This window comes from Actomonas aquatica (assembly GCF_019679435.2).
In the GTDB taxonomy this organism is placed as follows: Bacteria; Verrucomicrobiota; Verrucomicrobiia; order Opitutales; family Opitutaceae; genus Actomonas; species Actomonas aquatica.
The window spans coordinates 5,564,086-5,586,326 of record NZ_CP139781.1; the positions used below are offsets into that span (position 1 = coordinate 5,564,086).

The window sequence follows — 22,241 nt, forward strand, 5'->3', positions numbered from 1 at the left end:
ATTATCCTCCTTCGAGAGCAGTGGTGTGGCGGGCGAGGGTGAGCAGCTCGTCGGGCCGCAGGGCCCGCTGGAGTTTGCGGGCGGCGGTGCGGATGGCGGGCAAAAGTTGGCGGGCGGTGTCGGGCGAAACCTCGGTGCCGTGGTCGGCGAGCACGGCGCGCACGGAGCTGGAGCCGGATTTGGCCCCGACGGTGAAGGCGTCGCGCTGGCGGCCGAGGAGCGACGGGGCGAAGGGTTCGTAGCTGCGCTCGTCGCGCAGGAGGCCGGCGCAGTGCAGGCCGGTCTCATGGCGAAAGGCGGCGGCGCCCACGATGGGGGCGGCGGGCGGCACGTCGCGGGTCGAGGCCTGGGCGACGAGTTCGGAGAGGGCGGGCAAGTGGGCGGGGTTGACGCCACAGTCGTGATGGTGGGCGATGCGCAGGGCCATCACGACCTGTTCGAGGGCGGCGTTGCCGGTGCGCTCGCCGAGGCCGTTGACCGTGACGCTCGCGGCGGTGGCTCCGGCGGTGAGGGCGGCGAGGGTATTGGCGGTGGCGAGACCGAGATCGTTGTGGGCGTGGATCTCAATCTCCAACCCCGGAGCGGCAGTGGTGAGTCTCCGCACCAACTGCGCCGTCCGCTCCGGGTGGAGAATGCCTACCGTATCGGCGATACGAATACGCTGGGCGCCGGCGGTGGCGGCCGCGGCGGCAAACGTATCCAAAAACTCGGGATTGGCCCGCGAGGCGTCCTGGGCGCCGACGGTGACGCGGGCAAAATGTTGGCGGGCGCGGGCGACGAGGCTGGCGACGTTTTCCAACACCCAGGCCTCGTCGCGCCGCCAAACGCCGAGGTGAATGGCCGAAACCGGGAAGGAAAGGTGCACGGCGGTGGCGCGGCAGGTGCGGGCGGCGTCGAGGTCGAGGCGGTCGGCCCGGCACCAGGCGAGGACGCGGGCGGCGCCGACGGTATCGATGATGGCGCGCAGATCGTCCTGCGCGTCGCAGCCCATGATGGGGATGCCGGCCTCGAGCTCGGGCACGCCGGCGGCGACGAGGGCGCGGGCGATGGCGAGTTTATCGGCGCGACTGAAGAGCACTCCGGCGGCCTGTTCGCCGTCACGCAGGGTGGTGTCGACAATGCGGCAGGAGAGGGAGGACATGAGCGGACGCGGCCGGCGGCGATGGCAGGCGGGTTCAGGGTTGGGCGGCGATGGCGGCGGTGGCGCACTGGTCGGCGCAGATGCCGCAGTCCATGCACTCGTCGGCCTCGATGGTGAACACCATGCCGGCGGGTTTGATGGCGCCCTGGGGGCAGGCGTCGGCGCAGGACCCGCAGGCCATGCATGCTTCGGCGTTGATTTGGTAGGCCATGGTGAATCAGGCGGGGATGAGGTGAGCGGTGGCGACGCCGTCACCTTCTTCGATGGCGTCGAGGATTTCATCGGCGACGTCTTCGGTGACGCCGCGATACCAGTGACCGGAGGGATAATCGATGACGACGGGACCGTTGACGCAGCAGTTGAGGCAGCCGGTCATGGAGACGACGACGCCTTCGAGGCCGCGGTCGTCGACCTCCCCCTGGAGGTATTGCACGAGGGCGAGGGATTCCTTCTTGGCGCAGGCCCCGGCGGGGCTGCCATTGGCGCGGAAACTACCGCAGACGAAGAGATGATGGGCGGGCGTTTGCATGATGATGAATTGGGTGAGCGGGGAGGCGCGGCGGCGTTACTTCGCTTGGTCGCCGAGGACTTCGCGGACGACGTGGCGGTCGAGGTTGAAGAGGCCGCCGGCGCAGTTGGCCTGGCGGGTCTTGTCGAGGAGCTTGTCGGTCCAGGCTTCCTCTTCGACCTGTTCGAGCAGGAAGGGGTGGAGGAAGGCTTGCGCGGCGTAGTCCTTCTCGGCGAGGGCGAGTTCGTAGAGCGCGTGGATGGCCGCGGTGTTGGCGCGCTCCAGGTCAAAGGCCGCTTTGGCGACGGCGATGAGATCGGAGAACTTGCTGGTGGGGGCGGGCACGGAGCCGACCTCGGGCGAGACGTCACGATCGACGAGGAAGTGGAAGAACTGGTGGGCGTGTTCCTGCTCCTCTGAGGTCTGGACGGTGAAGAGTTTGGCGAAGCCGCTCCAGTTGCGGGCTTCGCACCAGCAGGCCATGGCGAAGTAGGCTTTGGCGGTGGCAAACTCGCGGTTGCCCTGGGTTTCGAAGGCGGCTTGGAGAGTCGGTGAAATAGCCATCGTGTGCAGATTGTGGATACGTTGAAGAGAAGGACGGGAGGCGGAGGGGCGGCGGTTCAGCCGCAGCCGGTGCCGGTGCCTTTGCAGCCGGTGCCACAGGCGGTGAAGCGGCGTTTGAGGGCGGCGGGCACGGGCTGGTCGGTGAAGACGGCGCGCAGGCCCTCTTCGATGAGGCCCTCCATTTCGAGGACCTCGATGCCGCGCTGTTCGAGGATGCGCTTGGGCTTGGGACCGGCGGCGGAGACGAGGATGGCGCGGCAGTCGTGGAGGATGTCGGCCATGTCGCCCCAGCGGCCGTCGGCCGAACCTGGTTCTGGCATGCGGCGCACCTCGTGGAATTTGTAGCCGGAGGGGGTCTCGGTGTCTTGGCGGAAGAGGATGACGCGGGCGGCTTCGCCGAGGTGCTGGTTGACGAGGGCGCCCTCTTCGCTGGCGACCGCGATGTAGGGGCGTTTGCGCCCGGCCATCACCTTGGCGTTGGCGAAGCGGTTGAGACGGGTCATGTCCTCGTTGTCGATGCTCTCGTGAATGAGGCCCACGGCATCGGCGCGGCAGCGGGCGCAGTGGGTCATCTGCGGCAGGTGTTTCTCGCACTGCAGGCGGGTGCGGATGACATCGAGGTTGGCCGGGGCGGGCAGGTCCTCGAACGCGGCGCCTTTCACCGGAATGAAGGACATGCAGTTCATGAGATCGGCGCCGAGGTCGGAGACGGTGCGGGCGATGTCGAGGAAGTGGTGGTCGTTGATGCCCGGCATGATGATCGAATTGATCTTCACGATGATGCCGTGCGCCTTGAGCCGCTGGATGGCATCGAGCTGGCGATCGAGCAGGAGCTTGGCGGCATCGAGTCCGCGCATGGGGCGGCGGCCGTCGCGGATCCAGGCGTAGATGCGGGCGCCGATCTCGGGATCGACGGCGTTGAGGGTGATGGTGACGTGGCTGACCTCGAGGGCGGCGAGGTTGTCGATGTGGGGGCCGATGCCGAGGCCGTTGCTGGCGAGGCAGAGGATCATGTCGGAGTAACGTTTCCGCACGGCGACGAGGGTGGCCATGGTCTCGACCGGATTGGCAAACGGGTCGCCGGGACCGGCGATGCCCACGACGGTGAGGTTCTCGTGTTTGGCACGGATCTCCTCGAGGTAGGGCACGGCCTGATCGGGCGGGAGCACGGCGCTGGTGACGCCGGGGCGGCTCTCGTTCATGCAGTCGAACTTCCGGTTACAGAAGTTGCACTGGAGGTTGCAGCGCGGGGCGACCGGCAGGTGGACGCGGGCGTGCTGATGGTGGGACTTTTTGTTAAAACAGGGGTGGCGGGAGAGGTCGACCTTGGGGCCGAGGGAGGCGGGGGCGTCGCAGGTGGTGGTGGCGGGCGTGTCCATGTTTAAAAATTCCTGGGTCAGAGATAGCTGTATCCGATTTCTGAATGCGCCTGCTTGGCTTCGAGCAGGGCGTTGACGATACGGTCGAAGAGTTGCTGGGTGCCGGCGTAGCCGAGCAGTTGGATGCGCTGGGCGCCGAGGCGGTCGTGGACCGGGAAGCCGCAGCGCACGAGCGGCACATCGAGCGCGCGGGCGAGTTTGTAGCCCTTGCTGCTGCCGATGAGCAGGTCGGGCTTAAGCGCGGTGATGCGTTCCTCGATGTCGGCGAAGTCGCTGCCCTCGCGCACCTCGATCCGGTTGGCGAGTTCGGGGGCGTTGGTGAGGATGGCCTTTTCGAGTCGACCGCTGCGACCGCCGGCGGCGCAGAGCACGGGCACGATGCCGATCTCGGCGAGGAAGATGGCGAGGGAGGCGACGAGATCCTCCTCGCCGTAGACGATGGCCTTGCGGCCGGAGAGGTATTTGTGGGCGTCGACGTAGGCGTCGACCAAGCGGGCGCGTTCGTGGGCGAGGCGCAGGGGCGTGGGGCGGCCGGTGAGGTCGGCGAAAACGTCGCTGAGCGCGTCGGTTTGGCGCAGGCCGATGGGCAGGCCGAGGCGGTGCAGGGGCACCTCGCAGCGGCGGGCCAGATGGGTGCCGGCGGTGGCTTTGGCCCCGGCGAGAACGAGACCGCATTCAATGGCGACGGCGGCGCGACCAAGGGCGCGGAGATCGGTCACGGTGGTGCCGCCGGTGGGCATGCGTTCGTAGTCGGACCAGGTGCCGCCGTCGAGGGTCTCGCTGTAGTCGGGCACGAGGGTGACCGGGGATTGCCACGCGGCGGCGAAGTCGCGCAGGTGACGCAGGTCGGCGGGGGAAACCATGCCGGGTAAGAGGGCCGGGGGCGTGGGGGCGTTCAGGCCGGCGCGGGGCGGCAGGGCGAGGGACTCGACGAGGGCGCGCACGGTGTCGTTAAAACCCTCGGCGTGGGTGCCCTTGTAGCTCGGGGTGGAGACGTGAACGGTGGGTGGACGGGCGAGGCCGTCGGCGGCGCTTTCGCGGTGATATTCACCGAGCAGCATGGGCATGTTTTCGCCCATGGTTTCAGAGAGGCAGGTGGTGGCGACGCCGACGAGGTCGGGGTGGTATTGGCGGCCCACGTTGTCGAGCGCGTGGTGGAGATTGCGGCGGCCACCGAAGACGGCGGAGTCTTCGGAAAAGTTGGAGGAGGCGATGTCGACCGGCTCGCGGAAGTGGGAGATGAGGTAGCGGCGGATGTAGGTCGCGCAGCCCTGGGAGCCGTGGAGGAGCGGCACGGTGCCGGCGATGCCCTTGAAGGCGAGGCAGGCGCCGAGGGGCGTGCAGAGTTTGCAGGGGTTGGTCGAGGCGGAGGGAAACTCGGGAGTGCCGCCGCGGGGAGTAGGGTGAGCGTGGTCGGGCGGCAGGGCTTTCATGACCGGGCCTCCTCCAGTTCGAGGTGAGCGGCGCCGGCGCGCCGGGGGACGTAGTTCCAAACCGGACTGGTGACGGTGGCGTGCACCTCGCGGGCGAAGTTGAGCATGCCGACGAAGCCGGCGAGGCACTCCTTGCGCTCGTGGTTGTGGTCACAGAAACCGATGCCGAGTTTGTAGGCGATGGGGCGTTCCTTCACGCCGCCGATGAAAAGGTCGACGTCCTGCGCGAGGCAGAACTTGGCGAGCTCGAGCGGGTTGGAGTCGTCGACGATGATGGTGCCGGGATCGCACATCTCGCGGAGCTGGTCGTAGTCCTCGGCGTCGCCGGTCTGGGTGCCCACCACGGCGGTGGTCATGCCGATGGTGCGCAGGGCGCGGACGAGGGAGAAGGCCTTGAAGGCGCCACCGACGTAGACGGCGGCCTTGCGGCCGTTGAGGTCGGCGCGCCAGGCGGAAAGTTGTGGCATGATCTTGGCGACCTCCTCGGCGACGAGGGCGCGGGCCTTGTCGAGGAGCTCGGGCGAGTCGAAGAAGCGGGCGGTCTCGTAGAGGGCGGCGGCCATGTCCTCGATGCCGAAGAAGGAGACGCGTTTGAAGGGCACGCCGTAGTCCTGCTCCATCGACTTGGCGAGGTGGGTCATGGAACCGGAGCATTGCACGAGGTTGAGCTTGGCCCCGTGGCAGCGGCGGATGGCGTCGACGCGGCCGTCGCCGGTAATTGTCGCCACAACCTGGATACCGATGCGTTCGAAGTAGTCGCGGATGACCCAGCTTTCTCCGGCGATGTTGAAGTCGCCCATGAGGTTGATGCTGTGCGGGCCGATGTCGGAGGTGTCGCCGGTGCCAACGAGGTGTTGCACGGCTTCGCAGGCGGCGCGGTAACCGTCCTTCTTGGTGCCCTTGAAGCCCTCGCTGGCGACGGAGAGCACGGGAATGTTCGTGGCGGCGGCGACGCGTTTGCAGATGGCTTTCACGTCGTCGCCGATGAGACCGACGATGCAGGTGGAGTAAACGAAGGCGGCTTTCGGGCCGTGCTGGGCGATGAGGTCGAGCAGGGCGTGCTCGAGTTTTTGTTCTCCGCCGTAGATAACATCCAGTTCCTGGAGGTCGGTGGAGAAGGCATTGCGGAAGAGCTGGGGACCAGAGGACTGGGCGCCGCGGATGTCCCAGGTGTAGGCGGCACAACCGATGGGGCCGTGCACGATATGGAGCGCGTCGGTGATGGGGTAGAGGACGACGCGGGAGCCACAAAAAACGCAGGCCCGCTGGCTCACCGATCCGGCGACACTGCCCTTGCCACACTTCACCGGACCGCCGGCCGAGCCGGCCTCAACGATGGAGGCGGCGCGGTCGGGCAGGATGGCGATGTCGGTGGACGCAGGCATGACGGGAGCGGATACGGTGAACCGGCGGGCGGATGGACGACCTCAGACGAAGGGATTACTGGACGAGCTCATACCAGGCCTCGGGGCAGTCCCGGTCCTTGCGGTCCAGGATGACATTGAGGATCTGGTTGATGAGATTGATGGCACCGGCGTAGCCCAGGGTCGGGTAGTAGCGGTGGGCGGCGCGATCGAGGATGGGGAAGCCGAAGCGGACGAAGGGCACGTCCTCGGTGCGGGCGATGTGTTTGCCGTAGGTGTTGGTGATGAGCAGATCGACCGGCTCGTTCTTCATCCACTGGTGGAGTTCGAAGAGGTCGGCGTTCTGCTTGATCTTGGCTTCCGGCACCGGGCCATCGAGCAGCTCATGCATGCGCTTTTCGAACTGGTTGCCTGTGGAGCCGGTGATGGCGTAGACGGGCTTCATCTCGAGCTCGAGCAGGAGCTGGGTGAGAGCGATGACGTGATCCGGATCACCCGAAACGGCGACGCGCTTGCCGTGGAAGTATTGGTGCAGGTCGCTCATGAGATCGACCAGGCGGCCGCGCTCGTTTTCGACCGCCTCGGGGACCTCAACATCGGCGTAGCTGCGGAGCGCGTCGACGAAGCGGTCGGTGGCGGTCACGCCGATGGGCAACTCGAGGAAGGCGGCGGGCACGTTGCACTTGGACTCGAGGGTGGCGGCGGCGATGTGGGAGGCGAAGTGACCGAGGCCGAGGGTGGCGATGTTGTCGCCGGAGGACTTGATCTGCTCCACCGTGGCGCCGCCGCGGGGGAAGAGTTCGTATTCGCCGGTGAGCGGACCGTCGAGAACGCCGGAGGTGTCGGGGAACATGACGATGTCGACCCCCACGGCGGCGGCGAGGCGCTTGAGTTCGCGCATGTCGGCCGGTTCGACGTAGCCCGGGAGCACGTTGATCTGGTTCTTGGTTTCGCCGGTCGACTCGCTGAGGTAGTTGACCATGGCGCTGACCATGTTGGCGAAGCCGGTGACGTGGGAGCCGACGAACGAAGGCGTGTTGGCGTGGATGACGATCTTGCCCTCGGGCACGGCGCCGGACTCGCGGGCCTTGGCGACGATGGAAGGGATGTCGTCGCCGATGACCTCGGAGAGGCAGGTGGTGTGCACGGCGACGATGTCGGGGTTGTAGATGGTGAAGATGTTCTTCAGGGCCTGGTTGAGGTTGGCCATGCCGCCGAACACCGAGGCGCCCTCGGTGAACGAACTGGTGGTGGCCATGACCGGTTCCTTGAAGTGGCGGGTGAGGTGACTGCGGTGGTAGGCGCAGCAGCCTTGGGAGCCGTGACTGTGCGGCATGCAACCTTGGATGCCGAGTGAGGCATACATGGCGCCGATGGGCTGACAGGTCTTGGCGGGATTGATGCGCAGGGCCGAGCGGTTGGCGACTTCGGCAGTGGTTCCGTCCAACATGATAATTTATCCTCCGATGAGTGGTGCGAGGTGAAGGGGGAGAGAGGCGGGTGAAGCGGGGCTTACTCGCCGCAAGGCGCGTCGGCAGCCGGAGCGGCCTTGGCGGGCTTTTTGACTTTGGCCTGGCCGGCGATGAGTTCGCGGATGGCTTTGTTGGCAGGGTTGTCGATGCCGCGACCGAAGGTGTGGGCCGGATCGGCGGGCTTCTTCCACGACGGGGTGACGAGTTGCCACACCTTCGTGTTAATCATGCGGTCGACTTCCTTGTAGAAGTTGGCCGCGCCGGTGAAGGCGGCGTAGGGGCCGCCGTAGTCGTAGCTGTGGAGCTGCTTGCAGGGGACGCCGAACTTCTCGATGACGAACTTGTCCTTGATGCCCGAGCCGATGATGTCGGGTTTGTAGAGTTCGATGAGTTTCTCGATCTCGTGGTGGGAGATGTCGTCGATGATGAGGGTCTCCTTGCGCATCTCACGCATCATGCCCTCGTAGTCCTTGAAGCTGAATCCGCCGGCTTCGAGCGCGGCGAGTTGCTCGGGGGTCTTGCGGGCCTGGAACTTCTCGGGATCGGCCTCGACTTCGAGCTCCTCAATGTTGCGCGAGTCGGCGTCGATCTTGATGGAGGGGAGCACGTCGCGGCCCTCGTAGTCGTCGCGGTGAGCGAACTCGTAGCCGGCGGCGACGGTGAGCATGCCGATGTCCTTGAAGAGGTGCTGGTAGTGGTGGGCGCGGGAGCCACCCACGAACATGGCGGCGGTCTTGCCCTCGCAGCGGGTCTTGACGTCGGCGATGACGGGGCGGAGTTCGGCCATCTCCTGGGCGATGACTTCCTCGACGCGATCGGTGAGCTGCTTGTCCTGGAAGTAGGCGGCGATCTTGCGCAGGGACTTGGCGGACTGCTCGGCGCCGATGAAGTTCACCTTGATCCACGGCACGCCGTATTTGGTCTCCATCATCTCGGCCATGTAGTTGATCGAGCGGTGGCACATGACGACGTTGAGGTCGGCGGTGTGGCACTTGCAGATCTGGTCGTAGGTGACGTCGCCGGAGAGCGTAGCGGTAACGTGGATACCGCACTTCTTCAGCAGGGTGTCGATGGCCCAGGCGTCGCCGCCGATGTTGTATTCACCGAGGACGTTGATGCGGAAGGGCTCGGGGTCGGGCTCGTCGAGCAGGCCGACCATGTGCTTAAACACGCCGTTGTTGGCGATGTGGTGACCGGCGGATTGGGAGACGCCCTTGTAGCCCTCGCAGGAGAAGCCGAAGACATTGATGCCGAGCTCCTTCTTGGCTTCGCGGCAAACGGAGTGAATGTCGTCGCCGATGAGTCCGACCGGGCAGGTGGCGTAGACCGCAATGGCCTTGGGTTTGAAGATCTCGTAGGCCTCGCGGATGGCGGCGGCCAGTTTCTTCTCTCCGCCGAAGATGATCTCACTCTCCATCATGTCGGTGGACATGGCGTATTGGAGGAAGTTGATCGGCTGGTCGGGGCGCTGCTGGGCGAGGTTGCGGCGGGTGAGCCAGGAGTAGTAGCCGCAGCCGATGGGGCCGTGGGTGATGTGGAGGATGTCGTGGATGGGGCCGATGACCACGCCGCGGCAGCCGGCGTAGGTGCAGCCGCGTTGGGTGATGATGCCCGGCACGGTGCGGGTGTTGGCGCCGATCTCGGGCGGCGCGCTGGGGTCGTTGACCAGCATCTGCTTGGAGCGCTTTTTGAGGGTCTTCGACGGATAGATTTTGAGCATCTCTTCGCGCACCGCCGCCGGATCGGGCAGGGTGGCGGTGGGGACGGGAAAACCGTCGGAGTCGCTGCCCGGAACGGGCTCTTCGTTGAAATCAGACATGGTGCAGTCCGTTGGTGTGGAGGTGTGGAAAGGGAGCACGCCCGGCGGGGGCGCGGAGGGAAGGATGCGGGAGCGAGGTGTCGCTCAGACGCCGAGGAGACCGTATTCCATCAGCAGGTTCTCGAGCTGCGGAATCGACATGGGCTTCGGGATGACGAAGTTTTTGTTCTCATCGATGGCCCGGGCGAGGGTGCGGTATTCGTCGGCCTGCGGGCACTGGGCGTTCCATTCGATGACGGTCTTGCGCTGAATCTCGGCGCGTTGGACATCGTTTTCGCGCGGGACGAAGTGGATCATCTGAGTGCCGAGTTGGGCGGCGAAGGCCTCGATCATCTGGCGTTCGTTGTCGACCTTGCGGCTGTTGCAGATGAGACCGCCGAGGCGCACGGCGCCGGTCTGGGCGTATTTCTGGATGCCCTTGCAGATGTTGTTGGCGGCATACATGGCCATCATCTCGCCGGAGCAGACGATGTAGATTTCCTCGGCCTTGCCCTCGCGGATCGGCATGGCGAAACCGCCGCAGACCACGTCGCCGAGGACGTCGTAGAACACGTAGTCGAGGTTCTCCTCCTCATCATACGCGCCGAGCTGCTCGAGCATATTGATCGAGGTGATGATGCCGCGGCCGGCGCAGCCGACGCCCGGCTCGGGGCCGCCGGATTCAACGCAGAGGCTGGAGCAGAAACCGGGGGAGCGGATGTCGGCGAGTTCAACGTCTTCACCCTCTTCTCGGAGGGTATCGAGCACGCTGCGTTGGGCGAGGCCGCCGAGCAGCAGGCGCGTGGAATCAGCCTTGGGGTCACAGCCAACGACCATGACCTTTTTGCCCATCTCCACCAAACCCGCCACTGTGTTTTGAGTGGTCGTCGACTTGCCGATGCCACCCTTGCCGTAGATTGCGATCTTTCTCATGGGAATGCCTTATTGGAAGCTGCGGTGCGGGTTCGGAAGTGACTCGCACTCGTGCTTTCTCTTTTAGCTTCGCCGGTGCCAGAGCGTTTTACGGCCGGGCGGGAGAGGTGTAAGTGGCGTGGGGGTAGTGGGATAAAAATTAGGATTTTGAAAAGGGGCTGATTTCGCGGCTGCGCGTTTCCTACATTTTGGTAGGAAACGGGTGGTAGGACCTACGTGAGGGTAGGATCGGGCGGGGAGTGCGGGTGGGGGAGTCGAGTGTATCCAGTAAATGGGCACGGGTAGGTCCGGAATGCATGGAATTGATGACGAAGCGGCGTGCCTTGTCCAAGGGGCGGCAGATGTTGGCATCGGCTTGCGCTGCGGTGTCGTGCGGACCTAGGCGGTGGGTGGTTTTTCCCACCGGTCCTCAACCCTCACCTGATATGACACCACACATTCACGGCCACGAAGTGATGCAGATGATGCTGGAAAATTCGCGCTCGTATACGCGGCAGACCTTGGAGGCGGCGATCATCGAACGCTTCGGCGTCGAGACGCGCTACCATACCTGCTCGGCGGAAAACATGACTGCGGCTGAGTTGGTGGATTTCCTCGAGAGCCGCGGGAAGTTTGTTGCTCAGGACGACGGGTTCACGACCAGTGCGGACAAGATCTGTCAGCACTAAGGGGCGAAGTTTTTAGCCACGGACAACACGGATGGGCACGGATAAGGCGGCGCGCGAGCGCCGGCCCAATGGGTTGGTCGGGCGCAACGCGGTTAGGGGGCGGAGAGGCAACGGAGCGCGAGCAAGCTCGCAGCCTACAATGATGGTGTCGGATGTCGCAGGTAGGCCGCGAGCTTGCTCCCGCTCACGTTGGAGAGCGGCGCGGCGCGAGCGCCGGTCCTACGCTTCGGCGGTGCGGAAGCGGCGGCTGTCGATCGCGTATTTTTTGAGGCGCAGGCCGAGGACGCGTTCGGTGAGGCCGAGGTGTCGGGCGGCTTGGGCGACGATGCCACGGTGGTTCTTCAGCGCCTCGACGATGAGCTCGCGCTCGAGGGCGTCGACGGCCTCCGCGAGAGTGGAGGCCGAAGCGGTGTTCGACGCTTCGCCGGTCTGGAGCGTGGGCGGCAGGTGGTAACTGTGAATGACGCCATCGGTGGAGAGCAGCACGGCGCGCTCGATGATGTTTTCGAGTTCCCGCACGTTGCCCGGCCAGTGGTATGCCATGAGCATGTCGATGGCGGGGGTGGAGATGCGGAGCACGGCCTTGCCGTTTTGGCGGGCGTATTTTTCGAGGAAGAAGTCGGCCAGCTCGAGGATGTCGCTGCGGCGCTCGCGCAGGGGCGGCACGTAGATGGGGAAGACGTTGATGCGGTAGTAGAGATCGAGGCGGAAGGATCCGTCCTCTATCATCTTTTCGAGGTTGCGGTTGGTGGCGGCGATGACGCGCACGTCGACGTGCAAGGTCTCGGTGCCACCGACACGTTCGTAGGTGCCTTCCTGGAGGACGCGCAAGAGTTTGGCCTGGGTGGCGGCGGAGATCTCGCCGATCTCGTCGAGGAAGATGGTGCCGCCCTGGGCGAGTTCGAAGCGGCCTTTGCGCAGAGAGAGCGCGCCGGTGAAGGCGCCCTTCTCGTGACCGAAGAGTTCACTCTCAATGATGCTCTCGGGGAGGGCGGCGCAGTTGACGCGCACGTAGGGGCGACGCTTGCGGCTGGAGGCTTCCCAGATGGTGGTGGCGACGCGCTCTTTGCCGGCGCCGGTTTCGCCGCGGATGAGCACGGTGGTTTTGGAAGACGCGACCTGGTCGACGTGAAAATAGACCATGCGCATGGCCGAGGAGCGGCCGATGAGGCCCTCGGGGATGAAGCTCTTTTGGATCTGCTCCATGAGCCGCACGTTCTCTTCCTTCAGGGCGTCGAATCGTTCCTTGGCGATCTGGCGGAAGCGCACGGCGAGACCGACCTGACCGGCGACGACCATGAGGAAACGTTCGTCGGCTTCGAGGTGGGCCTGGCCGGCGGGCGGGCGGGTGAAACTGAGGGTGCCGAGGATTTCCTGGGCGTGGCGAATCGGCACCATGATGAGGGACTCGCCGGCGTCGATGGCGGCGCGCAGGAGGTCGCGCTCGGCCGGCAGCCAGTCGGAGGTGACGGTGGCGCTGAGTTGCGGGATCACGGCGGGTTCACCGCTGGCAGCGACGGCGCCAAAGTAGCCGGACTCGAGTTGACCGAGGTGGAGCGATTTGGCGGGCACGCTGTCGTCTTCGAGTTCCTCGACCACGAGGTCGCCGGATTCGCGGGAGAGCACGGTGAGTATGCCGCGGCGCAAGCCGGACGCCTCGGTGACTTTGCGAAACATGGGGAGAATCGCTTCACGCAACTCGAAGCCCTGGGAGAGGGCCGTCGAGATGTCATGCAGCACGGTGAACTCCCGCATGAGGCGGCAACCGCCAAAGAGCGCGGGTGTCGGCGGCTTCTTGGCGCTGGCACAGCGATCACATTCTTCCATCTCGATACTGCAAACGAGCAACCGCGGTGCCAAGGAGGCGCCGGGTCAGCGTCCGCGAGGGAAATGGCTAGAGATGCGCGGTCGCATTCAAAGGGATTCATACTTTCCCTCTGAGCGCACCGGTTTGCGGCGGACGAAAAAATCAGCCGTGCGCGGTGTATTCCGGATCCACGTCGAGGCCGAAGTAGTTCACGGCATTACCAAAACAAATGTTTTTCACCATCGCGCCGATGAGCTCGAAGTCGGTCGGGAGTTCGCCGTTGGTGATCTCGTTGCCGAGCAGGTTGCAGAGGGTGCGGCGGAAATACTCGTGGCGCGGAAAGGACATGAAGCTGCGCGAATCGGTGAGCATGCCGACGAAACGCGAGAGCAGGCCGAGGTTGGAGAGGGCGTTGAGCTGCCACTCCATCGCTTCCTTTTGATCGAGGAACCACCAACCGGAGCCGAACTGAATCTTGCCCGGGATGGAGCCGTCCTGGAAGTTGCCGATCATGGTGCCGACCATGTAATTGTCGGCCGGGTTAAGGTTGTAGATGACGACCTTGGGCAACTCGTTGGTGTCGTCGAGCGAGGCGAGGTAGCGCGAGAGGTTGGAGGCTTGGGAGTAGTCGCCGATGGAGTCGAAGCCTGTGTCGGGTCCGAGGTTGCGCAGCATGCGGGGGTTGTTGTTCCGCATGGCGCCGAGGTGGAGCTGCTTGGTCCAGCCGCGTTTGGCGTCCCAGCGGCCAAACTCGAGCATGAGCAACGAACCGAAGCCGAGTTGTTCGTCGGCGGTGGGCACCGAACCGTCGCGCACCTTTTGGAAGATGGCGCGGGCCTCGGCGAGGGAGCAAGGCGAGGCGAGGGCGGTCTCGAGGCCGTGGTCGGAGATGCGACCGCCGACGGCGTGGAAGTCGGCGTGGCGTTTCTCGAGCGCGGTGAGCAGGTCGTCGAAGGACGTGATCTCCACGCCGGCGGCGGCGCCGAGTTTTTCGCAATAGGCGTTGAAGGCGGCCGGGTTGCCTAGGGCGTAGGCCTTGTCCGGGCGGAAGGTCGGATAGACGCGCGTGGTGTGACCGGAGGCGGCGATCTGCTCGTGGATGGCGAGGGAATCGGCGGGATCGTCGGTCGTGCAGGCGACGGCGACCTTTTGGTCACGCAGGATTTGTTGGACGGGTTGCTCGGGCAGCTGCGCGTGGGCGATGTCCCAGACGTAGCGGGCGTTGTCGGCGTCGAGCAGGGTTTCGAGGCCGAAGTAACGTTTCAGCTCGAGGTGCGTCCAGTGATAGAGCGGGTTGCGCAGGGTGTGCGGCACGGTGGCGGCCCAGGCCTCGAACTTTTCGTAGGGCTCCGCATCGCCGGTGCAGAAGCGCTCCGCCACGCCGTTGGAACGCATGGCGCGCCACTTGTAGTGATCGCCACCGAGCCAGATCTCGGCGAGGTCGGCGAAGGTGTGATTGTCGGCGATGGCCTGCGGCGGCAGGTGATTGTGATAATCGAAGAGCGGGCAGTTGGCGGCGTAGTCGTGGTAGAGGTGACTGGCCGCCTCGCTGTGCAGCAGGAAATCGTCGTGGATGAAGGGTCGCATGGGGCAGGGGGGGGCGAAGTAAGAAGTAGGAAGTAAGAAGGATGAAGTGGGGCCGTGAGCGGTGACGGCGTTCTTTATTCTTTCTCTTTATCTTTCTCGTTCTCCCCGATGGGCGGATGGGGGGCGGCCGGTGGGGATAAAGAGAAAGATAAAGAAGAAAGAGAAAGATGCGGTGGCTTTAGGCGGTCGGGGCGATGTCGGCGAGGAGGGCGGCGTAGGTGGGGAGGGTCTCGAGGCGCGCGTTGACGTTGGCGCAGGTTTCGGCGCTGGCCAGGCCGGTGGTCTCGGCGAGGAAGATCAGATACGCGGCGACGCGACGGGCGTAGGCGAGACGGGCTTCGTCGCTGATGGCGTAGAAGCGGGCACGCTGACGGTAGCCGGCGGGGGAGTGGTCGCCGAGGGCGTCCTTGGTGGCTTTGCCTTCGGCGGCGAGCACGTAGAGGAAGTTGTATTCAAAAAACAATACACGCTCCGGGCTCGGCGAAAGGGCGGCGACGGCGGTGCGGCAGGCTTCCGGGGAGGCGAAGAGCGCGTCGGCGGCGGGCGTCGACTCGTCGAAGCTGGCGAGAATGAAGCTGCGGGCGGCGTCGCGCTCGGTGGCGTCGTCGCTGAAGGCGCCGGCGATGGCGAGGTCGACGGTGAAGGCATACCAGTCCTTCCACAGCGCCTGGTCGGCGGCGTTGGTCGAGGCGTGCAGGGCGCGGCCCATTTCGTAGGTGTAGCGACCGCTGGTTTTGATCTCGAGGTGGCTGCCGGTGAGTTCACCCATGAGGCGGTAGTTCTCCGCGGATTTGCCGGAACCGGAGTGGAAGCCGATGCTCACGCCGAACTTTTGGCAGACCTGCCACTGGGCGGTGATGAGTTCGCGCAGGCGGTCCTGATCCGGGTAGGGAATGTTCTTTTGGAAACCAAAGGCCGGCGCGACGAAGTTGACCGGCATGTCCATGGCTTCGCAGAGCGCGAGCATGATGCCGGTGGTCTCCGGAGTGGTGAGGCCGGGCAGTTCGTCGATGGAGAGTTCGCGCAGGTAGGTGCGGCCCTCGGTGGTGGTGAAGGCGGCGGCGCGGGCGGCGGCGTAGAGGTCGTCGCGGCGCTTCATTTTCTGCATGGGCGTCCACACGGTCGCGAGCAGCTCGTTGAAGGCGGCGTCATCGACGCTGAGGCCGACCTCGGCCATGCGGGCTTTGACGCGGGCCTGTAGGTCGGCGTCGATGGTGGCGACGTCGGCCGGCTCCTTCTTCGCGAGTTCGGGCGAGAGGTCGAAGGTGATGTAGCTGGCGAGCAACGAGCCGCGCACGAGCGCTTCTTCGCGGGCGTCGAACTTGCCGCCGATGGGTTGGTGGTCGGCGTTGAAGGACCAAGCGATGCGGCGCTGGTGGAAGCCGTGTTTGAGTTTGGCGAGGACGGAGCCGTGGCTCATGCCCTCGACCGACTGACCCTGGTGACCCTCGGGCACGGAAGCGCCGATGAAGGGGAAGGGCACGGTGTCGAGGCGGTCGGCGAGCATCTCATCAACGTCGTAAACGAGTTCGCGCGGGATGGAGTTTTGGTTGGCGGTGAGGCCGATGCCGAGGTGGGCCATGGACCAATCGACGGCGGGCCAGTGCAGCGCAGTGAAGCGGGCGCCGACGCCGAGCGTGGAGGAGCCGAGTTTGGCTCCGGCGGTGGGGAAAACGGTGGCGTCGGGATCGTGCTCGAGGATGAGGTTCTTGAGCGTGAGCAGGTTGGCCCAGCTGGCCGGGAAGGCGACGGAGCCGGAGGGCAGGACGACGCCGTCGGCGAGGACGTTGGCGACGTCGGGCGTGCCGGCGGACGGGGTTAGCACCCAGGCGCAATCGCCGGTGCAGGTGTCCTCGCGAAGCTTCCAGCTACCGGCGGCGGTATCGAAGCCGCTTTGCGGCCAGATGTGCAGCGCCTCACCGGCGGAGAGCTTGGCGCTGAGGTTCGACCAATCGAGGCAGAAATCCGGCGAGACGCAGGGGTTGGTGGCGATGCGGAGATTGTTCTCCAGCAGGAAGGTGTTGATTGGGGACATGGTGGGAGCGGGAAAAGACAGGCAGGGTTTTTTTAACCACGGATGAACACGGATGGCTTCGGCTACCGCCTACGCACCGCAGCGTGGTGGAATGACGGAACGTTTAGATGGTCATGGCGTGGAAGCCGCCATCGACTTCGATTTCGGCGCCGGTGACGAAGGAGGAGGCGGCGTTGCTGGCGAGGAAAAGGGTGGCACCGATCAGTTCCTTGGCTTCGCCGAAACGCTTCATCGGGGTGTGGCCCATGATGGTTTCGACGCGGTCGGGGGTGAGCACCTTGCGGTTCTGTTCGGCGGGGAAGAAGCCCGGCACGAGCAGGTTCACGCGCACGCCCTTGGTGGCCCATTCGCGGGCGATGTTTTTGGTGAGATTGTGCACCGCGGCCTTGGAGGCGGAGTAGGTGAAAACGCGGGAAAGGGGGATGCGGGCGGAGGCGGAACCGATGTTGATGATGGAGCCGCCGTCGGTGGCCTGGAGCATGGTTTCGCCGAAGATCTGGCAGGCCATCAGCACGCCTTTGACGTTGGCGTTGATGATGCGGTCGAACTCCTCCTCGGGAATGTCCATGAGCGGGGTGGGCGAGTTGACGCCGGCGCCGTTGACGAGGACGTCGATGCGGCCGGTGCGTTCGAGGACGGCGTCGCGCAGGGCGACGAGTGATTCGCGGCTGGTGGCGTCGGCGGGATGGAACCAAGCCTTGCCGCCGGCGGCGGCGATTTTGGCGAGGCGGGCCTCGGCTTTTTGCTCGTTGCGGCCAACGAGCACGACCTCGGCTCCGGCCCCGGCCAGGCCCTCGGCCATGGCGCCACAGAGTTCGCCGGTGCCGCCAATGACGACGGCCACGCGACCGGAAAGAGAGAAGAGGGAATCGAGGTAAGGGTTGCTCATAAGGGGGGCTGAAAGCGTAGCAGTGGGCCGAAAAACGCCGCAGGCATTAAACCGCAAAAGGGTTTACAAAATGCGCAAGGTCGTTTGCCTCGGCGCATGGCTGAACTGCGGCGCAAACGAGTCGGAATCATGCTCTCGATCGAGACGGAGCATTGGCACGGCGTGCTGCAGGGTTTGGCGGAGGGATTCCGGGTGGAGCCGACGGTGCAGGTGGTGAAAATCGCGCGACCGGAACGGTTTGAAGCGGCGCGGTTGCGGCGGCTGCGGCTCGATGGTTTGATCACGCGGGTGAGTTCCAAGGCCGATGAGGCCGCACTGCTGGCGGCGGATTTTCCGGTGATCAATGTGTCGGGTCGGCGGCTGGGCACTAAGCTGGACAACGTGATCAATGACGACCGCCGGGTGGGGGAACTGGCGGCGCGGTTTTTCGCGCGGCGAGGGTATCGAAACTTCGGATACTGCGGGGCGGCGAAGCACCGGTCGTCGACGTTGCGGCAAGAGGGGTTTATGGCCGCGGCGCAGGCAGCGGGGGACGAGGCGCTGGCGCTGGTGTTGCCCGAGATGACGGAAGGCGACGCGCCATCACCGCAGGCGGTGGATCGCATCGCGGCGTGGTTGGCGAAACTGCCGCGACCGGCGGGCGTGTTCTGTTTTAATGATGCGGTGGCGCGAGCGGTGGCGGAGGCCTGTGTGGATATCGGCGCGTCCATTCCGAACGACGTGGCGGTGCTGGGGGTCGACAATGACGATATCCAGCTGGGCTTCGCGGCGGTGGCGCTTTCGAGTATCGAGCTGAATCGGCGTCGCATCGGCTACCTGGCGGCGCAGCGCATGCTGGAACTGATCACGACCAAGGAACCCGTGCCGGAGACCGTGTATGTGCCGCCGCTGAAGATCGTGGCACGCGGGTCGACCGACAAACTGGCGGTGAACGACGAAGTGGTGGCTGAGGCGATCGACTACGTGGCCGATCACTTGGGCAATACGATCTACGTGGAGGAGATCGCGCGCACGGTGGGCGTGTCGCGACGGTCGCTGGAAATGCGGTTCAAGGCGGCGCTGGGCACGACGGTTTACGCGGAGGTGCAGCGGCAGCAATTGGAGCGAGCGGAGGTGCTGCTGATGGAGAATCCGAAGATGACGATCGCCGAAGTGGCGTATGCGTGTGGCTTCCAGGATGCGCGGCACCTGAGTGTGGTGTGTCGGCGCAAGTTGAACTGCACCCCGGGCTCATTGCGGACGCCGCCGCGCGCGGCGGCGCCAGTGGATTGAGTGGGCGAGGAGGCGAGCCACTCGCTCACGCTCGTAGCCACGTGGTGGCGGGCGACTTACTTTGTTGAATGGGCGTGCCTGAAGCTGTAGCCGGGGGCATTGACCCCGGGGACCATGGCGGAGAGGCAAGGACCGGGCTCGCCGAGCCCGGCTACAGCTCGGGGTTTTTCAGTCGAGTTGGAAGGGCTCGAGGCGGTAGCGGTAGTGATATTCGGTTGAGCGGGGCTGGTAGGGGGCGTGAGCGATGGAGCCCCAGCTGTCGTCGCCCCCGACGCCGAGTTGGGTGAGGTCGACGTTGAGGTAGGTGGTGTGGCGAGGACCGAGTTGCCAAGAGTAGTCGACGTTCTCCAACTCATGGTCGGCGTAGGGGCGAATGCCGCAACTGAGCGGCGTATCGAGCGAGAGGATACGCAGGCCGACGCCGGTGGATGGGATGCTGAGCTCGAGCCAACGCACGTCGACTTTGTTGCCGTTTTCCTGCGGGCGGGAGTAGTCGACCCAGTTGCCCATGACGGTGTTGGCGTAGATGCCGAGCGGGGCGAAGGCGCGGTCGGCGTAGGTGGGCTCGGGGCCGCGGCCATACCAGCGCAGGTCGCTGAAGGCGGCGGGCAATTCCCATGCCATGCCGACGCGCGGGATGATGGGCAGGTCGTCCTGCTGGGCGGCGTAGGCGTAGTCGACGTCAACGGAGCCATCGGCATGCACGTCGTAGGTGAGCACGAGCTCGGCGGCGCCTTCGAGCACGGTGGTCGTGAAGCGGACCTGCGCGGAGGTGTCGGTGCTGCTGGTGGCGACGTCGGTGACGACGCGTTGGCGGGCGGCGTTTTGCCAGGTGCGGCTGGCGGTGAGTTTGAGCTCGCGGGAGGTGCGGCGTGGACCGAGGCCGGCGCCGCGATCGTTGTCGGTGGTGGCACGCCAGAAGTCGGGAGCGGCGCCGGTGGCGAGGGTGGTGCCAGCGTGTTGCCAATCGGTCAGCGCGCCGGTGCGGCGGTTGAAGGTGAGCGACCAGGAGGAATCGGCGGCGGTGACGGTGAGGTGGTCGTCGGATTCGGTGAGTTGCGGGGCGGCGGCGGTGCTGGCGGCGGCTGAGTTCGGGGCAATCCATTCACCGACGAGGGGGAATTGATCCCAGCCGAGCTCGTAGCCGGGTTTCCAGTAGGCGGAGCCGGTGGCGGTGCGGTAGGAGAGTTGGAGCAGGATTTCGCCGTCGAGTTGGAGCCAGTCCGGCGAAGGGTTGATGGTGACAACGGAGGTGCGGCGGGCGGGCACGGAGGCGAGAGCGGTGGTGCCGGAGTCGACCGGGGTGCCGTTTTGGAGGATCGTCCAATGCAAGGTGACGGCGTCGCTGAGATCGGTGAAATCGAGGCGATTGGTGAGGCGGACTTGCATGCCGTCGGTTGAGGCCGTGAGAAGCTCGGCGGAGGCGGGTTGGATGATGTGTTTGAGCGCGATGAGGCCGGGGTGGGGGTGGCCGTTGGCGTCGATGAGCCCGTTCATGCAGAAGTTGTTGTCGTTGCGCACGCGGGCGCGGTCTTCCCACCAGCCGCCGTAAGCGAAGAAGTCGGAGCGGCCCCACGGGTCGAGGCGACCGAAGGGGATGGGTTGACGGAGGCCTTGGTCCATCCAGTCCCAGACGAAAGCGCCGGCGATGCGGTCGTCGGCGAAGATGCGGTCCCAGTAGGCGTCGAGGTTGCCGTTACTGTTGCCCATGGCGTGGGTGTATTCGCAGAGCACGAGGGGCTTGCCGGCGAAACGCTCGAGTTCGGAGGCCATCTCGTCGGCCGGCAGATACATGTGGGACGTGATGTCGGTGCTGGAGCCATCGAAGCCCTCGACCTGGAGGTTGGAGTTCTCGTAGTGGAGGGGGCGGGACGGGTCGGCTTGGTTGGCCCAGACGCGGCAGGCGAGGAGGTTGGGACCCTCGCCGGATTCGTTGCCGGTGGACCACATGATGACGCTGGGGTGGTTGTAGTCGCGGGCGACGACGCGTTGGAGGCGATCGAGGATGGGCGCGGCCCAGGCCGGGTCGTTGGCGATGCGGTTGTGCAGGGTGTGGCGGCCGAAGCCGTGGGTCTCGAGGTTGGCCTCGTCGATCACGTAGATGCCGGCTTGATCGCAGAGGCGATACCACTCGGGCACGTTGGGGTAGTGGGAGGTGCGGACGGCGTTGAGGTTGTGGCGCTTCATGAGCGCGATGTCGCGCAGCATGCCTTCGCGGGTGACGGTGTGGCCGAGATCGGGGTCGTGTTCGTGACGGTTGACGCCCTTGAGTTTGACGGCGACGCCGTTGACGAGGAGTTGGCTGTCGCGGATCTCAACGCGACGGAAACCGACCTCGAAGGGAACGACTTCGAGGACGTCGCCGGAGGCGCGGTCACGCAGGGTGACCAGGACCGGGTAGAGGTGAGGGGCTTCGGCGCTCCACGGTGCCACGGCGAGTTGGGCGTGTTGAGCCTGCCAGGCGTTGTCGGCGGAGAGTTGCAGCGACTGCAGGGGTGCGCCGGAAGGTTGGAGGAGTTCAACGTCGGCGACGACAGCGGCTTCATCGCCGGTGAGGTCGAGGTTTACCTGCAGGGAGCCGGTGCGGGAGATCGGATCGAAGTCGGCGAGGAGTTTGACGTCGCGCACGTGGGTGGGGCCGGCCTGCCAAAGGTAAACGTCGCGGAAGATGCCGCTGAGGCGCCAGAAATCCTGGTCCTCGAGGATGGCGCCGTCGGACCAGCGGTAGACCTGCACGGCGAGGAGGTTTTCGCCGGCTTGGAGGTGTGGGGTGACATCAAACTCGGCGGGGGTGCGGCTACCCTCGTTGTAGCCGATGAGTTCGCCGTTCAGCCACACGTAGTAGGCGGAGTCGACGCCCTCGAAATGGAGGAAGACCTTTTCGCCAGCGTCGGGAGCGTAGTCCCAGGTGGCGGGCAGGGTGAAGGTGCGGCGGTAGGAGCCGACCGGGTTCCAGTCGTGAGGCGGGCGGGCCTCAGTGATGGGGAAAGGGTAAGTGGCGTTGGCGTAGATCGGGAGACCGTGGCCCTGGAGCTGCCAGTTGCCGGGCACGGTAATGGACGACCACGTGGAGGCGTCGAAATCGGGCTGCTGGAAGGTGGTGGGGCGGCTGGTGGGATTGGGCGACCAGTGGAATTGCCAATCGCCGGACAAGGACTGGTAGCGCGGCGTGGCTTTGGGGGCGCGGCGGTGGTCGAACGCGAGTTGTCGGGAGGGGAAGGCGAGGAAGGTGGTGCGGGGCTGCTCATGGCCCCAGCGAATGACCGCGGGGTTGTCCCACTCGGGACGTCCGTCGTCAATGGACGCGGGGGTGGTGGCAAACGAGGAGGACGTGCAGCCGAGCAGGGCGGCGAGGAGGGGGAGGAGGCGGGGTTTCATGGGAGGACGGGCC

The 22,241-nt window shown here is 65.4% G+C and carries 17 protein-coding genes; 2 read left to right on the plus strand and 15 right to left on the minus strand.

The window, feature by feature from the left end; genetic code table 11:
• Window position 1: 1 nt before the first annotated feature.
• The 10 genes from K1X11_RS21220 to nifH form a co-directional block, all read right to left on the minus strand.
• Window positions 2–1,141: a homocitrate synthase/isopropylmalate synthase family protein gene (locus tag K1X11_RS21220; protein WP_221029243.1), complete on the minus strand. Its 1,140-nt coding sequence runs from the start codon at window positions 1,139–1,141 to the stop codon at window positions 2–4.
• Between the two features lie 34 nt (window positions 1,142–1,175).
• A complete protein-coding gene (locus K1X11_RS21225) occupies window positions 1,176–1,352 on the minus strand; it encodes a 4Fe-4S binding protein (protein ID WP_221029242.1) in 177 nt (58 codons plus the stop codon).
• Window positions 1,353–1,358: 6 nt separating this feature from the next.
• Complete coding sequence (locus K1X11_RS21230) at window positions 1,359–1,670, minus strand: (2Fe-2S) ferredoxin domain-containing protein (protein ID WP_221029241.1); 312 nt, start codon at window positions 1,668–1,670, stop codon at window positions 1,359–1,361.
• A 36-nt stretch (window positions 1,671–1,706) separates the two neighbouring features.
• Entirely contained in the window at window positions 1,707–2,213 is a 507-nt protein-coding gene (locus K1X11_RS21235; protein ID WP_221029240.1) for a ferritin, read from the minus strand.
• A 56-nt stretch (window positions 2,214–2,269) separates the two neighbouring features.
• The gene (locus tag K1X11_RS21240; RefSeq protein ID WP_221029239.1) at window positions 2,270–3,592 is read right to left on the minus strand and encodes a radical SAM protein; all 1,323 of its coding nucleotides are present in this window, start codon (window positions 3,590–3,592) and stop codon (window positions 2,270–2,272) included.
• Between the two features lie 17 nt (window positions 3,593–3,609).
• Window positions 3,610–5,025: a nitrogenase component 1 gene (locus tag K1X11_RS21245; protein ID WP_221029238.1), complete on the minus strand. Its 1,416-nt coding sequence runs from the start codon at window positions 5,023–5,025 to the stop codon at window positions 3,610–3,612.
• Window positions 5,022–6,410, minus strand: a complete 1,389-nt coding sequence (nifE, locus tag K1X11_RS21250; RefSeq protein ID WP_221029237.1) for a nitrogenase iron-molybdenum cofactor biosynthesis protein NifE — start codon at window positions 6,408–6,410, stop codon at window positions 5,022–5,024. Before nifE ends, K1X11_RS21245 begins: the two co-directional genes overlap by 4 nt.
• Window positions 6,411–6,465: 55 nt before the next feature.
• On the minus strand, window positions 6,466–7,842 hold the full coding sequence (gene nifK, locus K1X11_RS21255; protein ID WP_343212939.1) for a nitrogenase molybdenum-iron protein subunit beta: 1,377 nt from the start codon (window positions 7,840–7,842) through the stop codon (window positions 6,466–6,468).
• Between the two features lie 59 nt (window positions 7,843–7,901).
• On the minus strand, window positions 7,902–9,581 hold the full coding sequence (gene nifD, locus K1X11_RS21260; protein WP_343212940.1) for a nitrogenase molybdenum-iron protein alpha chain: 1,680 nt from the start codon (window positions 9,579–9,581) through the stop codon (window positions 7,902–7,904).
• A 183-nt stretch (window positions 9,582–9,764) separates the two neighbouring features.
• Window positions 9,765–10,592, minus strand: coding sequence for a nitrogenase iron protein (gene nifH, locus K1X11_RS21265; protein WP_221029234.1), 828 nt, complete (start codon window positions 10,590–10,592; stop codon window positions 9,765–9,767).
• A 425-nt stretch (window positions 10,593–11,017) separates the two neighbouring features.
• Between nifH and K1X11_RS21270 the strand changes: the two genes are divergently transcribed.
• Entirely contained in the window at window positions 11,018–11,260 is a 243-nt protein-coding gene (locus K1X11_RS21270; RefSeq protein ID WP_221029233.1) for a YecH family metal-binding protein, read from the plus strand.
• A gap of 219 nt (window positions 11,261–11,479) precedes the next feature.
• Here the strand turns inward: K1X11_RS21270 and K1X11_RS21275 are convergent, their stop codons facing one another.
• From K1X11_RS21275 to K1X11_RS21290, 4 genes are all read right to left on the minus strand, one after another.
• Window positions 11,480–13,087: a sigma 54-interacting transcriptional regulator gene (locus K1X11_RS21275; RefSeq protein WP_221029232.1), complete on the minus strand. Its 1,608-nt coding sequence runs from the start codon at window positions 13,085–13,087 to the stop codon at window positions 11,480–11,482.
• Window positions 13,088–13,229: 142 nt separating this feature from the next.
• On the minus strand, window positions 13,230–14,654 hold the full coding sequence (uxaC, locus tag K1X11_RS21280; RefSeq protein WP_221029231.1) for a glucuronate isomerase: 1,425 nt from the start codon (window positions 14,652–14,654) through the stop codon (window positions 13,230–13,232).
• Window positions 14,655–14,832: 178 nt separating this feature from the next.
• Entirely contained in the window at window positions 14,833–16,689 is a 1,857-nt protein-coding gene (locus K1X11_RS21285; protein ID WP_221029230.1) for a tagaturonate epimerase family protein, read from the minus strand.
• Window positions 16,690–16,792: 103 nt separating this feature from the next.
• On the minus strand, window positions 16,793–17,578 hold the full coding sequence (locus K1X11_RS21290; protein ID WP_221029229.1) for an SDR family oxidoreductase: 786 nt from the start codon (window positions 17,576–17,578) through the stop codon (window positions 16,793–16,795).
• A gap of 96 nt (window positions 17,579–17,674) precedes the next feature.
• On the opposite strand from K1X11_RS21290, the gene K1X11_RS21295 reads away from it, so the two are divergent.
• The gene (locus K1X11_RS21295) at window positions 17,675–18,850 is read left to right on the plus strand and encodes a substrate-binding domain-containing protein (RefSeq protein WP_221029228.1); all 1,176 of its coding nucleotides are present in this window, start codon (window positions 17,675–17,677) and stop codon (window positions 18,848–18,850) included.
• 168 nt (window positions 18,851–19,018) lie between these two features.
• Here K1X11_RS21295 and K1X11_RS21300 read toward each other — a convergent pair whose 3' ends face one another.
• A complete protein-coding gene (locus K1X11_RS21300) occupies window positions 19,019–22,228 on the minus strand; it encodes a glycoside hydrolase family 2 TIM barrel-domain containing protein (RefSeq protein ID WP_221029227.1) in 3,210 nt (1,069 codons plus the stop codon).
• Between the last annotated feature and the right edge of the window lie 13 nt (window positions 22,229–22,241).

Coding starts and splice junctions, on each gene's coding strand:
- K1X11_RS21285 (WP_221029230.1), bottom strand. CDS start 16,689: ATGTCCCCAATCAACACCTTCCTGCTGGAGAACAATCTCCGCATCGCC.
- K1X11_RS21225 (WP_221029242.1), bottom strand. CDS start 1,352: ATGGCCTACCAAATCAACGCCGAAGCATGCATGGCCTGCGGGTCCTGC.
- nifH (WP_221029234.1), bottom strand. CDS start 10,592: ATGAGAAAGATCGCAATCTACGGCAAGGGTGGCATCGGCAAGTCGACG.
- K1X11_RS21220 (WP_221029243.1), bottom strand. CDS start 1,141: ATGTCCTCCCTCTCCTGCCGCATTGTCGACACCACCCTGCGTGACGGC.
- K1X11_RS21300 (WP_221029227.1), bottom strand. CDS start 22,228: ATGAAACCCCGCCTCCTCCCCCTCCTCGCCGCCCTGCTCGGCTGCACG.
- K1X11_RS21245 (WP_221029238.1), bottom strand. CDS start 5,025: ATGAAAGCCCTGCCGCCCGACCACGCTCACCCTACTCCCCGCGGCGGC.
- nifD (WP_343212940.1), bottom strand. CDS start 9,581: ATGCTCAAAATCTATCCGTCGAAGACCCTCAAAAAGCGCTCCAAGCAG.
- nifE (WP_221029237.1), bottom strand. CDS start 6,410: ATGCCTGCGTCCACCGACATCGCCATCCTGCCCGACCGCGCCGCCTCC.
- uxaC (WP_221029231.1), bottom strand. CDS start 14,654: ATGCGACCCTTCATCCACGACGATTTCCTGCTGCACAGCGAGGCGGCC.
- K1X11_RS21290 (WP_221029229.1), bottom strand. CDS start 17,578: ATGAGCAACCCTTACCTCGATTCCCTCTTCTCTCTTTCCGGTCGCGTG.
- K1X11_RS21275 (WP_221029232.1), bottom strand. CDS start 13,087: ATGGAAGAATGTGATCGCTGTGCCAGCGCCAAGAAGCCGCCGACACCC.
- K1X11_RS21230 (WP_221029241.1), bottom strand. CDS start 1,670: ATGCAAACGCCCGCCCATCATCTCTTCGTCTGCGGTAGTTTCCGCGCC.
- K1X11_RS21235 (WP_221029240.1), bottom strand. CDS start 2,213: ATGGCTATTTCACCGACTCTCCAAGCCGCCTTCGAAACCCAGGGCAAC.
- K1X11_RS21270 (WP_221029233.1), top strand. CDS start 11,018: ATGACACCACACATTCACGGCCACGAAGTGATGCAGATGATGCTGGAA.
- K1X11_RS21295 (WP_221029228.1), top strand. CDS start 17,675: ATGGCTGAACTGCGGCGCAAACGAGTCGGAATCATGCTCTCGATCGAG.
- K1X11_RS21240 (WP_221029239.1), bottom strand. CDS start 3,592: ATGGACACGCCCGCCACCACCACCTGCGACGCCCCCGCCTCCCTCGGC.